General features: G+C 60.4%; 14 protein-coding genes and 1 pseudogene. 10 read left to right on the top strand and 5 right to left on the bottom strand.

Going from position 1 to position 13,959, the window contains the following annotated elements:
- The first annotated feature begins 23 nt into the window (after positions 1-23).
- Entirely contained in the window at positions 24-308 is a 285-nt protein-coding gene (locus tag HV711_RS25085) for a toxin-antitoxin system TumE family protein (protein WP_035482649.1), read from the top strand.
- Positions 305-646, top strand: coding sequence for an HVO_A0114 family putative DNA-binding protein (locus HV711_RS25090; RefSeq protein WP_035482647.1), 342 nt, complete (start codon positions 305-307; stop codon positions 644-646). Before HV711_RS25085 ends, HV711_RS25090 begins: the two co-directional genes overlap by 4 nt.
- A gap of 326 nt (positions 647-972) precedes the next feature.
- Here HV711_RS25090 and HV711_RS25095 read toward each other — a convergent pair whose 3' ends face one another.
- Positions 973-2,664 (bottom strand): site-specific integrase, encoded by a 1,692-nt coding sequence (locus HV711_RS25095; protein ID WP_007180429.1) that lies wholly within the window; start codon positions 2,662-2,664, stop codon positions 973-975.
- Between the two features lie 143 nt (positions 2,665-2,807).
- Between HV711_RS25095 and HV711_RS25100 the strand changes: the two genes are divergently transcribed.
- The 4 genes from HV711_RS25100 to HV711_RS25115 all read left to right on the top strand — a co-directional run bounded on the left by HV711_RS25100 (position 2,808) and on the right by HV711_RS25115 (position 7,102).
- On the top strand, positions 2,808-5,834 hold the full coding sequence (locus tag HV711_RS25100) for a Tn3 family transposase (protein ID WP_007181927.1): 3,027 nt from the start codon (positions 2,808-2,810) through the stop codon (positions 5,832-5,834).
- A complete protein-coding gene (locus tag HV711_RS25105; protein WP_156903410.1) occupies positions 5,831-6,193 on the top strand; it encodes a hypothetical protein in 363 nt (120 codons plus the stop codon). The genes HV711_RS25100 and HV711_RS25105 overlap by 4 nt, the downstream gene beginning before the upstream one ends.
- Entirely contained in the window at positions 6,190-6,453 is a 264-nt protein-coding gene (locus HV711_RS25110) for a hypothetical protein (RefSeq protein ID WP_007180432.1), read from the top strand. The genes HV711_RS25105 and HV711_RS25110 overlap by 4 nt, the downstream gene beginning before the upstream one ends.
- Positions 6,454-6,529: 76 nt before the next feature.
- The gene (locus tag HV711_RS25115; protein ID WP_007180433.1) at positions 6,530-7,102 is read left to right on the top strand and encodes a hypothetical protein; all 573 of its coding nucleotides are present in this window, start codon (positions 6,530-6,532) and stop codon (positions 7,100-7,102) included.
- A 206-nt stretch (positions 7,103-7,308) separates the two neighbouring features.
- Here HV711_RS25115 and HV711_RS25120 read toward each other — a convergent pair whose 3' ends face one another.
- Positions 7,309-7,731, bottom strand: a complete 423-nt coding sequence (locus HV711_RS25120; protein WP_035485564.1) for an integration host factor subunit alpha — start codon at positions 7,729-7,731, stop codon at positions 7,309-7,311.
- A gap of 619 nt (positions 7,732-8,350) precedes the next feature.
- On the opposite strand from HV711_RS25120, the gene cueR reads away from it, so the two are divergent.
- Both cueR and HV711_RS25130 read left to right on the top strand, forming a co-directional pair.
- Positions 8,351-8,746, top strand: coding sequence for a Cu(I)-responsive transcriptional regulator (gene cueR, locus HV711_RS25125; RefSeq protein WP_035485561.1), 396 nt, complete (start codon positions 8,351-8,353; stop codon positions 8,744-8,746).
- Positions 8,747-8,815: 69 nt separating this feature from the next.
- Positions 8,816-9,013 (top strand): heavy-metal-associated domain-containing protein, encoded by a 198-nt coding sequence (locus HV711_RS25130; RefSeq protein WP_035485559.1) that lies wholly within the window; start codon positions 8,816-8,818, stop codon positions 9,011-9,013.
- A 315-nt stretch (positions 9,014-9,328) separates the two neighbouring features.
- Here HV711_RS25130 and HV711_RS25135 read toward each other — a convergent pair whose 3' ends face one another.
- On the bottom strand, positions 9,329-9,706 hold the full coding sequence (locus HV711_RS25135) for a hypothetical protein (RefSeq protein WP_175145295.1): 378 nt from the start codon (positions 9,704-9,706) through the stop codon (positions 9,329-9,331).
- Between the two features lie 49 nt (positions 9,707-9,755).
- On the opposite strand from HV711_RS25135, the gene HV711_RS25140 reads away from it, so the two are divergent.
- A complete protein-coding gene (locus HV711_RS25140) occupies positions 9,756-11,342 on the top strand; it encodes a multicopper oxidase family protein (RefSeq protein WP_051224794.1) in 1,587 nt (528 codons plus the stop codon).
- Positions 11,343-11,518: 176 nt separating this feature from the next.
- The gene (locus tag HV711_RS25145; protein ID WP_035485556.1) at positions 11,519-12,022 is read left to right on the top strand and encodes a hypothetical protein; all 504 of its coding nucleotides are present in this window, start codon (positions 11,519-11,521) and stop codon (positions 12,020-12,022) included.
- A 36-nt stretch (positions 12,023-12,058) separates the two neighbouring features.
- On the opposite strand, the gene HV711_RS25150 is transcribed toward HV711_RS25145, so the two are convergent.
- Positions 12,059-12,727, bottom strand: a complete 669-nt coding sequence (locus HV711_RS25150; protein ID WP_244142731.1) for a methionine adenosyltransferase — start codon at positions 12,725-12,727, stop codon at positions 12,059-12,061.
- 102 nt (positions 12,728-12,829) lie between these two features.
- Positions 12,830-13,855: pseudogene (locus tag HV711_RS25155) on the bottom strand (tyrosine-type recombinase/integrase); the annotation flags it as partial.
- Positions 13,856-13,959 lie beyond the last annotated feature (104 nt).

The following is a 13,959-nucleotide window of genomic DNA, read 5'->3' on the forward strand; positions in this document are numbered from 1 at the left end:
GAATTGTTGGTAAAATCTCCAACATGAAAGCAATCCAGTTGCTCAGCGAGCGCCACCAACTCGGCCCTGACGCGTTCGTTGAACTGCGGATATGGCAAGTGCCAACGCCCGTGCGTGCATCAGCACATCAATACAAATACGCCTTCGCCTACGTCGTCAATGAGATCTGCGTACTTCGCTACGATAACGAAGCCGGTAAGGGCGATCACAAGCATGTCGGGACTGTCGAGATGCCGTACCAGTTCACAACGACGGATCAGCTTTTGGAAGATTTCTGGAATGACGTGGATCAATGGAGGCCCGCATGAATACAGTGACCTTTTCCGTAGCCTCACGCGCGGACATCAGCCGTCGTGCGCGAGCAGCCTTCGCTGGTAAGGCGCAAGGCGCGCATATTTCGTTCGCCTCGGTCGCCCTGCTCTGGCAAACACTGACGACCAAGCGGTGGGAAATCCTGCAGGCCATGGCCGGACAGGGCGATATGTCGATTCGTGAGGTCGCCCGCCGGGTCGATCGGGATGTTAAAGCGGTGCATGGTGATGTAACTGCCCTGCTTCAGGCCGGTGTGCTCGATCGGACCGACGAAGGTGTCGTGTTTCCTTACGATGCCGTGCATGTCGATTTCACGATGACCAAAGCAGCTTGACGATCGCTTCAGGCGGCAGTCCGGGCCATGCGCTTCCAACCGGACGATCGTAGAGAATGCCGAGTGCGTGACGCTCCACAAAGATCAGATCGATTCAGCGCACGGTGGTCTGCCGCTCTGCCGCTCTGGCGGTCATCCGCGCATGTAGCCCGCTCAACGCTTCGACCGGTGAGACCGTGTTGTGTAACACAGTGGGGTTACGTTCGCGCCAGCGTACCAATGCCGTTTCGACGTGAACGGGGTTCTACGCCGGAACCCCAGAAAATTCCGTCATTCCACATTGTGAACGTCAATCGGTTTGTTGCCTGACGTGCCGAGCGAGTAACTCAGTCGGTAAATGCCTGCCCGAACTGCCGTGCCCGCTTTACATCGTCGGTATGCAAGTAAATCGACGTGGTCGAAATCGACGCGTGACGCAGGTTATCTCGTACGGCGCTCAGCTCAACCCCTCTGGCGATCGCGTGGGTCGCATGGGTGTGCCGCATCCAGTGCGGAGAGGCCCGATGCAGCTTTTCAGCCAGCACCGGATGGTCGTTCTTGATAATCTGCGCGACGAGCCGAAAAAACCGGCGCATGACTTCCCACAGCCGCAAGGGCTTGATGCCGGCATCGGCGTCGTCAAGGCTGCCAATCAGGGACGTGGTCGGATTCCAGTGAGCACGGCTGACAGGAAGCCCCCGCTCCTGCAGATATCGGTCCAGCGCTGTGCGCGCTAGGGGTGTCAGGGTAACGCGGGCTGGCTTGCCGCCCTTGCCGACCACGTGCAGCCAGTGATCACCGGCTGCGTCGACTTCGATGCTGCGCAGTGTGGCGTCAGCCAGTTCGCTGATCCGCAGTCCCGTTGCGTAGCCGAAATCCAGCATGAACCGCAACCGTTGCGCAGCGGGCGCCTGCCAGCCGTACGACCACTCGAGCCCGTTGGCGATGGTGCGCGTCAGCATCCATTCTCCTTCGGTGAAAGCGTGCGAGGTTTCAAGAGCCATGGCGCGCTTGCTGCCGCGTACCTTGATGCCGGAGAATGGGTTGGCCACGACGTAGCGCTGCTCGACCAGCCAGCGGAACATGGCGCTGAGCACGGCAAGCGCATGCGCAATCGAACGGGCCGAGAGGTTGTCGACAAACGGGCGCCAGTCCGTTGATGTGCGCGGCCGCGGTGGCCCGACCCAGCGTTCTCGCGGTGTAGGTCTGCGCAGAAACGCCCTGTAGTCGGTGGCATCCCGGGTGGTCAGCGAAGACAGCGCCTTGCCGCGAGCAACGATGCCCCAGAGAATCAGCCGTTCGGCTTCCTTGCGGTAGGCCCGCTGCGTGGCCGGGGATTCGTGCAACGCGAGCCATGCCTGGATAGCGTCGTAATCGTTGTCGACGCCGAGGATGCAGGCCGACACCGGTGCGCGGAAGGCGCCGGCGGATCCGTCGATCTCGTGCGGTAGCCGTAGTTGCTCCCAAGGCGTCACGACTGACTGCCGATCCGCGATGATCAGTGCGCGGGCCCGCTCCGTGAGCGCCGGGTACGCGGCAAAGAAGGCCTCGATCCTTCTTGCACTGGCCGGCCCGAGACCCGGAATGACGGTCCACCACTGCCGGCGACGCGGAATCCGTACCGTGAGATCGGCCAGGGTCCGGATGCCGGCCGCGTGCAGGGTGCGGGCAGCGCGATTCGGCAGCCAGTGCGCAATGTCGTCGCCGATCTGCGGAGCTGGCGCAGGCATGATGCGCAGTAGCTCGACAGCCTGCGTGGTGGCGCGCGCATGATGCATACGCTTTTGGGCCGGGCATTCGAACAGCGTGGCCAGATCTGCCCGCTGTCGGTTACGGGCATAAAGTGCCAGTTGCCGGCGGATCTGGCCGATGACGCCGCGGGCTGACTGGCTGTGGCTGAGCCGATCTTGCATGTACCGGTGTGCCGCCTCACGCGAGGATGCGCCCTCGTACCAGGCACGCAGCGCTGCCAGTGCATCAGCATCAGGAAAGTCGGTCGGGATGTCGGCGGCGGACGGGCTCGTGGGGCGCGTTTTCATGTCATCGAGTTTAATATGGAAACAATGCCACAGAGATAATAAAGCTTATCTCTGTAGAATGCGGGAGTTCAATATTTCTGTCGTACCCCATGTCGTGATATCACAAAATTGAAGGATCTGACGTTGCGTGGAGAGGATGGTCGATGATCAACAAGAATAAGCTGCTCAGCGTCTTTTCCGACGCCGAACAGGAAGCCCTGTATGGCCTGCCTGATTTCGACGATGCGCAGCGGCTGGAATACCTGGCATTGACCGAATCCGAACTGGCGCTCGCCAGTAGCCGGCCCTCCATACCCGCGCAGGTCTATTGCATCTTGCAGATTGGCTACTTCAAGTCCAAGCACGCCTTCTTCCGCTTCGATTGGGACGAGGTTGAGGACGATTACGATTTCGTGTTGAGCCGCTATTTCCACGGCGAGCCGTTCGAACGCAAGCCGATCACCCGGCACGAGTACTACGCCCAGCGCGAACAGATCGCTGAACTGTACGGCTATCGACCGTGGGTGGCCGCCTTCCTGCCGCAACTCATGCAGCAGGCCGCGCAGATCGTACGTCGCGACGTGACACCGGGATTCGTCGCCGCCGAGCTCATCGTGTGGCTCAATGAGCACAAGATGATCCGGCCCGGCTACACGACCTTGCAAGAGCTAGTCAGCGAAGCCCTGTCCGTCGAACGTCGGCGGCTGGGCGACCTGCTCACCGGCGTATTGGACGAATTGACCCAAACCGCGCTAGACCAACTTCTGGTGCGCGATGATACTCTGTCGAAACTGGCGGCGCTGAAACAGGATGCCAAGAATTTCGGCTGGCGTCAGATGGTCCGCGAACGCGAAAAGCGCGGCACGCTGCAGCCGTTGCACGAAATCGCCAGGACGCTGCTGCCCCGGCTGGATATCTCGCAGCAGAACGTGCTGTACTACGCAAGCCTGGCGAACTTCTATACCGTCCACGACCTGCGCAACCTGAAGGCGGATCAGGCGCAGCTCTACCTGCTGTGTTACGCCTGGGTGCGCTTCCGACAGCTCACCGACAACCTGGTCGATGCGATGGCCTTCCACATGAAGCAGCTCGAGGAAGAAAGCAGCGCGGGCGCGAAACAGTCACTCATCGCCGAGCAAGTAAAACGCCATCGGGAAACGCCGCAGATCGGCCGCCTGTTGTCGCTCTATGTGGACGACAGCGTAGCCGATCCGACGCCGTTCGGCGAGGTGCGTCAGCGCGCCTATAAAATCATGGCCAAAGATGTGCTACAAAACACGGCGCAACGCATGACGGTCAAGCCGCTGAGTCAACTGGCACTACACTGGTTGGCGGTGGACGGCCTAGCCAAACGTATTCGCCGTCACCTGCGCCCCTTGTACGTCGAGCTCGACTTCGTCGGCACCTCCCCAGACAACCCGTGGCTCGCGGCGCTGGCTTGGGTCAAGGGGGCCTTCGCCAAACAGCAGCGCCTGTCACAACGACCGCTCGCCGAATGTCCCGCGGCCACGCTGCCGAAGCGCCTGCGACCGTACCTGCTGATCTTCGGCGCTGATGGTCAGCCGACCGGTTTGCACGCCGATCGCTACGAATTCTGGTTGTACCGCCAGATCCGGAAGCGCTTCCAGTCGGGAGAGATCTATCTCGACGACAGTCTGCAACATCGTCACTTCTCCGACGAGCTTGTTTCGATGAACGAGAAGGCCGACGCGCTGGCGCAGATGGAGATCCCGTTCCTGCAGCAGCCAATCGATGCCCAACTCGATGCGTTAGCGGCCGAGTTGCATGCACAATGGCTGGCCTTCAACCGAGAGCTGAAACAGGGCAAGCTTACGCACCTGGAATACGACAAGGATACGCAGAAGCTGATTTGGCGCAAACCGAAAACCGAGAACCAGAAGGTGCGTGAGCAGGCATTCTACGAGCAACTGCCATTCTGCGATGTTGCCGACGTGTTCCGCTTCGTCAACGGCCAGTGCCAGTTCCTGTCGGCGCTGACGCCATTGCAGCCGCGCTACGCGAAGAAGGTAGCGGACGCCGATAGCCTGATGGCGGTTATCATCGCTCAGGCAATGAACCATGGCAACCATGTCATGGCGCGCACCAGCGACATTCCGTACCACGTTCTGGATAGCACCTACCAGCAGTATCTGCGTCAGGCGACGCTGCATGCGGCCAACGACTGCATCAGCAACGCCATCGCCGCGCTGCCGATCTTCCCGTACTACTCGTTCGATCTCGATGCGCTGTACAGCGCCGTCGATGGGCAGAAATTCGGCGTCGAGCGACCGACCGTGAAGGCGCGTTACTCGCGCAAATACTTCGGACGAGGCAAAGGCGTCGTCGCCTACACGCTGCTGTGCAATCATGTCCCGTTGAACGGCTACCTAATCGGCGCGCACGAGTACGAGGCGCATCACGTGTTCGACATCTGGTATCGCAACACGTCGGATATAGTGCCGACTGCGATCACCGGCGACATGCACAGCATCAACAAAGCCAACTTCGCTATCCTGTATTGGTTCGGGTTGCGCTTCGAGCCTCGCTTCACAAACCTCGATGACCAGTTGCAGGAATTGTATTGTATCGACGACCCGGCGCTGTACGAGAAATGCCTGATTCAGCCGATCGGACAAATCGATCGGCAGCTCATCACCAGTGAGAAGACAAATATCGATCAGATCGTCGCCACGCTGGGCCTCAAAGAGATCACGCAGGGCTCGCTGATCCGCAAACTATGTACGTACTCGCAGGAAAACCCGACACGTCGCGCGATTTTTGAGTTCGATAAGCTCATTCGTACCATCTACACGTTGCGTTACCTGCGCGACCCGCAGCTCGAGCGAAACGTGCATCGCTCCCAAAACCGCCTCGAGTCTTACCATCAGCTTCGTTCGACCATCGCCCAGGTCGGCGGCAAGAAGGAATTGACCGGCCGCACCGACATCGAAATCGAGATCAGCAACCAGTGCGCCCGGCTGATCGCCAACGTCATCATTTTTTACAACTCGGCGATTCTGTCGCATCTACTGACGAAATGGGAGGCCAGTGGCAACGCCAAGGCGCTGGCGCGGCTTACGCAGATATCACCGGCAGCCTGGCGGCATATCCTTTTGAACGGGCACTACACTTTTCAAAGCGACAACAAAATCGACCTGGACGCGCTCATTGCAGGGCTCGAATTGGAGTGATCGAATTTTCGGCGGTTCTGGCTTGGAATCCCTTATTCCTGTTACGGTGGAATACGATGCCACAACCAGGTAATCCTTTACCCCCAGCCGTGGTCAACACCTGGCGACTGAGCGTCGGCACGTCGCTGTTCGTGATCGATATCCTGGCCGACGGCAGCTGGCGACCGGCGTATATTGCGCCAAAGCGGCTGGGTGGCTGGACGATGGATGTGTTGCCGAACATGCCGCCGACGTTAGTCGATATCGCTCCCTCGGTACGCACCTGGGCGCGACAGTACGGCGCGAATGTAACGAACCGGCGCACGCCGGCGCGCCGGTTTCCCGCGCAAACCGCTTCTTCGAACAGGACGCCAGAATGAACATGCTGAAACGTCGTCTCGATGCGACAGACGAAAAGCTGCAGGAGCTGAAAACAGCCCGCAAAGCGGCAGCTAAGGCGCAGCGCCAGCAGGTCAAGCAAACGCGCGCGGATCGCGAGCGAAAGATCATGCTGGCCGGCGAGGCGTTGCTGCGGCGTGTCGATCGCGGCGAGTGGGATGAAGCCGATTTCCGCGCGATGATGGACGATTATCTGTCGCGGCCCGCCGATCGCGCGCTGTTCGAGCTCGACGATGTATAGCCTTTGATGTTCGACGTCGACGCACCGCACAGCCAGGTCGGCAAATGTTGATTTGATTCACGATGAAGGATGCCCGATGCTGCCAACGCTCCGCATGAACCGGAATTTTGTCGAGGCCTTGCTGGCCGAGCGCGCGCCCTGCTTTGCGATGGGACTCGTGGCCGAGGGCCAGACGCACTATGCTTGCCTGGCACTGCGGCCGGTGGATGACATTCCGAACGACGTAACACGCAGCGGTTTCAACTTTGGCCACTCGATACGCGGCACCGACGACTTCGAGGTCGTACACTTCGGCTTAGAGTTTTACGGCTACCGCATCTTCAATGCGCTGATCAATCCGAGCAACTTCATCGCCAGGACAATCCTGTCGCACATGGTCGACACGAAGGCGTTTTTCTTCTTCGCGGTCAACCCGTCAGGCGGTGTGACGGTGTTCAAGTCCGGCATCGGTGAATGCAGCCTGGACAGCATCGAGTCTAATCTCGAGCGGATACTGCGCTCGAGCACGTCCGATGCTCAGTACGACGCGGCGCTGACAACGTTCAGCGACCATCCAGATCCGGTCGGGCCGATGCTGCACTGGGTTTGCCGGGACTGCGAAGATTGTCTCGACCTGTCCCACAATGTAATCGAACTGGGCCCCGCGTAACGGTCCTGATGGTCCGTGTGACCGAGACCGTCATGTCACTCACCGGACGTCGCTCCAACATTCTTCGGCTGGAATAAGCCGATTAATGTTCACAATGTGGAACGACGGAATTTTCTGGGGTTCCGGCGTAGATCCCCTGAACGATGGCGAGCCGGTGGTTGGCCACCGCAAAGATGTCAGGCTGAACAGGATCAGTCATGGACCAGTCATTCCGTAAAAGCAGGCGCGGCATCCTGTTCGCCGCCAGTTTCAATTTGCGCCTTGAGCTTCTGGCTTGCATGAAACGTGACGACACGGCGAGCCGGAATGGAAGTCGCGGTACCGGTTTTCGGATTGCGCCCGGGTCGCTGCGGTTTATCACGTAATCGAAAACCTCCGAAGCCCGACAGCTTCACGGTTTCGCCGCTTTCCAGCGCCTCGCCCATTACCTCGAAAAATGCCGCAACCATCTCTCTCGCTTCCCGCGCGTTAAGACCTGCCCGGTCACACAGCAGTTCGATCAGTTCGGTCTTCGTGAGCGTCGGCGTTTCGGTTGGCACTGAGGTATTAGAGGCCGGGATATCGCGGATCATGAGGCTGCGCTGTGCCGAAACAAGGGCTTCAAATTTGGCTGCTTTCATTGGGTTCATATCGAAAATTCGATCGGGCTCGTGACGATGAAAGGCCGGCGGAAGCGCTTAGTATTCTTCCTGCCAGTGGGTAGTTCCGCCCCCTAGCCAGCGTGCCACACGCTTGATCTGGTCGATACCATAGGGTCGAAGCGACGGCAGGCGCTTCCCGGCCGCTTTCGCCGTGACGTTTGCCGCCGCACCAACCCATCTCGTCACCACTCTCCCGTCCGCGCAGGCAGGGAAATGGGGCACCCTGGCGCGCGAAAGCGAGTCGGCGTCTCGGGAGCCAGTATGAGCAATTTCATCCAGAACGCTTCTGCAGCAGGCTTGATCCTCCCTTTAGGGAATGGTCAAAAGGCTATTGGAAGGACGTATGAACGTCGGTAACGTGGCAGGTCGTCCCGCGTAAGGGACACGATGATTCGCTACTGCGAGCGAGCGTGCTGGTTCAGGCCCCTGTACGAAGTCGAATTGTCGCGTGGACACGCAAGGTATCGAAGTGCCCCCGTTTCGTTCAACACTATCGAAGGCTGGCGCCCCGGGGCGTCCGACGGACTCTGCGGGTCGGTTTGGCGGGAGCTTTACCTTCCCATTGCCGGAAGGTTCAAAATATAAAAATGGTAGGAAGGAGTTGATTATGAACATCGGTGAAGCAGCCAGGTCTTCCGGTGTATCGGCCAAGATGATTCGTTACTACGAACAGGCTGGGCTGATTCAGGCCGCCGCACGCGCCGAGTCGAATTACCGTATGTACACGCACAAGGACGTCGAGGTGCTGCGATTCGTTCATCAGGCGCGTCGGCTGGGCTTCTCCATGAAACAGATTTCCACATTGCTCAGTCTGTGGGAAGACCGCAACCGCCCCAGCCGCGAAGTCAAGCGTCTGGCGCAAGCCCACATCGGGGAGTTGAGCCGGCGCATCCACGACCTGACGGAAATGCGCGATACGCTTCAGTACCTCGCCAAGCACTGCCGGGGTGACTCGCGTCCCGACTGTCCGATTCTGGAAGGGCTGACGGAACAAATTCACTGATAGCGGCTTGACCTTCCCATCGTTGGAACGTCGATACTGTAGTTGTCGTCGGCAAACGGAGTTTATGACATGGAACTGGAAGTAAAGGACATGACCTGCGGACACTGCGCGAGCGTCGTCACCAAGGCGGTCAAAGACGTCGACGCGCAGGCGAAAGTGGAGATCGATATCACGGCCAGAACCGTGCGCATTGAGTCAGCGTGCGAGGCAAGCGAATTCATATCGGCAATTCGAATTGAAGGCTACAGCCCATCGGTTCGCGCTTGACCTTGCCCCCACATTAGCCGCGTCCGATCGTCGCAGGCGCAGCAATGGAATTCAGCAGTGCTAGCATCGTGATCAACGTGTTGTAATTGCGCGCGGTCCACGGATGGGTGCGCCGGTAGTCCGTGGACGCAACAGCAGCCGCTCGGCGGCACCCATGCTTCGGCCGTGCGAACGACCGGGAGTTTGCGTTGCGCAGTCATCGATGAAAATCGTCCTGTAACCTTGCTCATCACACTTCCCATGTATCGCTGGCGCGCGTTTTTTCTCGTCCTGCTGATGATCGTGAGTCTGCCGATCCGGTCGACAGCGGCGACCTCAATGCTTTGCGATGTCCAGCCGAGCGTGAAAGCGTCGCTGCCCACACGTGATATGCGCTGCGCAGAGCTTCAGTACGGTGACGCCTCGCGGTATCTCCCTGGCGCGGTAAGCGAGCGTCAATCCAAACGCCACGGCGACGGGACAACGGATCACCATCATGCTGTCAGCCAGTGCGGCATGTCCACCCGATGCGGTGTCGGCGCGGTTGCGCCGACACCTTCCCCAATCATGCGCGGTCGTGAAATTGCCGTCTTGCATGCCTGGCATCCGGCTTCTGACGCCGCCACGAGTTTCCTGACGGGTGGGATTGAGCGTCCGCCGCGATTTTTTTCGCGTAAGTGCCTTGGCCGCACCTCCGGTGCGGTCCAGATACATCCTGGTAGCCTGATGAGGCCTCCGGGCAACTTATGTCGAGGAAATCAAAATGCAAAACTTCATTGATGCGCCTTTCGCAACGCTGTCGAGCACGTGGACGACCAGTCGTCGTGGATTTCTCAGGAGTGCTTTTGCTGGTGCGGCCGCGCTGGCGCTGCGGCCCGCCCTGATCGAGCCGGCCCAGGCCGGCGAAGGACTTACCGGCGCGGGCGTTAATGCGCCCACGCAACTCGCCGTCGTGCGCCGGACCATCGAAGTGAATGGGCGCCCGGCCAGCGTGTACGGCATTCAGCAGCAGGACGGCACGCCTGGCCTCACGCTGCGCGAGGGTGATACGTTCAACGTCGTCCTGCGCAATGAAACCGGGGAGCCCACCAGCGTGCACTGGCACGGCCTGACACCCCCGTGGCCAAGCGACGGTGTCCCCGATGCGCCACTGCCGCTCATTGCCAATGGCGCGCAACGTAAGTTCGACTTTCCGGTTGGTGGCCCGGGAACCTACTGGATGCATGCCCATACGCTGCAGGAACAGCAACTCCTGGCTGCACCGCTGATTGTGGCTGATTCCAACCAGGCGAAACGCGACGAGCAGGAGGTTGTGATTCTTTTGCACGACTTCTCGTTCACTTCCCCTCAAGAGCTTCTGGCGCGGCTGACACAGAACCGCGCTCCCTCTGCTCCAGCACAGGCCATAAGTACGCCGGGTGCGCATTCAGCCGGCAAGACGGGGCATGACGGAAACGTCACGGATGATGACAGTATGCCCGGCATGGATATGTCGGGATCCGGAACCGCGCAGGGCTCGACGGCCGCGATGCAGATGAGCAGTTCTGCGATGCCAATGGATCTGAACGACATTGATTACGACGCCTATCTCGCCAACGATCGCACGCTCGACGACCCGGAAGTCGTCCGGGTAGAGAGCGGTGGGCGGCTTCGTGTGCGCGTGATCAACGGCGCGACCGCGACAGCCTTCACCGTAGATTTCGGTGAACTCGAAGGCACACTGATCGCCGTTGATGGTCAGCCTGTCGAGCCTGTAAAAGGACGGCGATTCCCTCTGAGCATGGCACAGCGCATCGATGTCCGGCTGCAGTTGCCGCGCGAGCGACGCGCCTTCCCGATTCTGGCACTACGCGAAGGCGGCAAGGAGCGCACGGGTATCGTTCTTCAGGCGCCAGGAGCCCAGGTCGCCAGGCTGGCCGATACCGGGAACATGCACGGACCGGTTCTCGATCTGGCTCTCGAAGCAAAGCTGCGGGCCGCCGCGCCGCTCGCATCGCGACGGCCCAGCAAGAGTTTCGACATGGCACTCACCGGCGACATGGCCGCTTACCGATGGGGCCTGGAAGCGCGCCCTCGCATCGCCGTTGATCGCGGCGACCGCGTCGAGGTGACGCTGCGCAACACGAGCATGATGGCTCACCCGATGCACCTGCATGGACATCATTTCCAGGTCGTCGCAATCGATGGCCGGCGCTTCGCAGGCGCAATGCGAGACACAGTGATGGTGCCGCCAAGGCGCTCGGTCACAATCGCCGTTGATGCAAACAACCCCGGACAGTGGGCATTTCACTGCCATCACCTGTACCACATGGCGACCGGCATGATGGCAACCTTCGCGTATAACGCCTGAACCCAATCAGGGCCGCCAGCACCCGCTGGCGGCAACTTTGATCCTGCCGCGGCTTGCGATTGCGCTGGCAACCCTGTGTTGGCGAGGCAATGCCACCGCGCGAATGGTTGATCCGGGTCAATTGTCCCTCGTGACAGACTCGCACAATGATGTCTTCTCTTACCGGAGCAGTCACCATGAAAACGAGAGTCGCATTGTTTGTCGCAACCGCAGCGTTGCTTGCCGCTTCAAGTGTATCGGCCAACGACGCACATCACCCGGACAGCGCCGCACAGAACACGCCATCGCCTGCGGTCGCAACTGCCGGAGCCACCCAATCGGCGCCGACGCCCGAGGCCGCCAGGCGCTTTGATGACATGCACCAGCAGATGCAGAAAATGCTGGCTCAAATGGACAAGATCCGCCAGACGAAAGATCCCGTGGAGCGCAAACGGCTGCTGGATGAACATATGCAGACGATGCAGGACACGATGCAGGCGATGCACTCGATGGGCGGCCCGACGATGATGCAGATGATGGGTGGGCAAAGCATGGGCGGCATGTCCAATCGCACGGAAAGCGGCAAGCGCGGAGCAGGCGCAAACCAGCGCATGGACATGATGGAAAAACGCATGGACATGATGCAATTGATGATGGAACAGATGATCGAGCAGCAAAAGCAGTCCGCGCCAGCGCAGTGAGCCGCCCAGCCGACGGCCGACGTTGTGCAGTGCCGGTCAGCAAACAGGAATATCTCCGTTGACGAGTTGTCGCGTTAGCATCGGCAGCTCGTCAAGACCCTGTGCGACGCGTTCCTGTATGCCGCGGCGCTGCTCTGGAGAAAGTCCGCCGGGCGCGCGGACATCCACCGCCGCCAGTTGAGGCTGGTTGATCGGACTTCCGATGGCGGACAGCAAGCGGACCGTCACGTCGGTTACGCCATCCGTCTCGTTCAGAATGCGTTGCGCCAACAGGTGCGCGAGCACGTTATACAGCTTCCCGACATGAGCGGCTGGATTCTTACCCGCGGCCGCCTCGAGCGACATCGGGCGATAGGGCGTGATCAAGCCGTTGACGCGGTTACCGCGCCCCACTTCGCCATCGTCTCCCTGTTCGGCGCTCAGACCCGTCACCGTCAGATAGAGGCTGCTTTCGTCACGAGCACAAGGATCATCCAGCGTATTGATCTGAAGCATGCAGACCTGTCCCAGGCGTTCCTGGACTCGCTGCACGAGGCGTGCCTTCACAGCAAAATAATCTGCGACGTCGCCGACCCAACGATCGATAAAAGCGACCGCGAGCGTGATGTCCATACGGTCGCCAGCGCGCTTGCCCATGACCTTGAAATCCCGCCCGAGCGCCGGAATCTCGGCGCGCAAATCGTCGGAGTTCAGGATGTCCGCCACGGATAGGGGGGATGAACAAGGTACGCGCGAATTCCTATCATAAGCGTCCAGGTTATATAAACCGGAAAGAGCATGCCGTTTCAGGACGGTTCAGCTGGAACCCTATCTTTCCGCGAAGGCGTTCCGGATCTGCTGGGCGCGCTTGACTTCGTCGCTGTGCAGGTAGATCGACGTCGTCGTGATCGAGGCATGGCGCAGGTTATCCCGTACCGTGGTCAGTTCGGCGCCGCGAGCCAGGGCGTGGGTTGCATGCGTGTGCCGAGTCCAGTGCGGACTCGCGCGGCGCAGCTTTTCCGCGAGCACCTGGTTGTCCGCCTCGATGACTTCGGCCGCTTTCGCAAAAAAACGCCGTGTGACCTCCCATAGCCGAACACCGCTGATGCCTGCCGCGTTGTCCTGCTCGAACCTGCCGATGAGAGGCGTATCGGGATGCCAGCGGGTCGGCGTGACCGGCAGCCTTCGCTCCACCAGGTAGCGGTCCAGCGCAGTACGAGCCAGTGGTGGCAGCGCGACCTTGCCGGCCTTGCGCCCCTTCCCGATGATGTTCAGCCAATGATCACCCCGGGCGTCGGTGTCGACGTTGCCGAGACAGGCGCCGACCAGTTCGCTGACGCGCAGGCCGGTCGCATACGCGAAGTCCAGCACGAAGCGCAGGCGTTGCGCCGCCGGCGCTTCCCAGCCATATGACCACTCAAGTCCGTCAGCAATGGCACGCACGAGCGTCCACTCGCCCTCGGTAAAGGCGTGGGACGTGTCGAGCACGGTTGAGCGGCTGGTGCCGCGCACCTTGACGCCGGCAAACGGATTGGCCAGCAGATAGCGCTGCTCGATCAGCCAGCGGAACATCGCCCCGAGCACCGACAGCGCGTAGGCGGTCGAGCGGGCCGACAGCCCACCGGAGAATGGTCGCCACTCCGGCGAGGTGCGCGGGCGCATGGGTCCCACCCAGCGCTCGCGCGGCGTCGGCCGACGCAGAAAACTCCGGTACGCAATTGCATCCTCCGTCGTCAGCGACGACAGGGCCCGCTCGCGGTCCACGATCGCCCAGAGGATCAGGCGTTCGGCTTCCTTACGATAGGCTCGCTGCGTTGCAGGGGATTCGTGCAGCGACAGCCATGCCTTATGCGCAAGTCGGTAACGATTCTCTAATACTCGCAGGCTGTGTTAAAGCGGACACCCGCACAAACACAGCAGAGGATCTGCACGATGACAGCAAGACGAACGACCATCTG

Origin of the sequence: Paraburkholderia phenoliruptrix, from assembly GCF_902859825.1 — a bacterium.
Lineage (GTDB): Bacteria > Pseudomonadota > Gammaproteobacteria > Burkholderiales > Burkholderiaceae > Paraburkholderia > Paraburkholderia phenoliruptrix.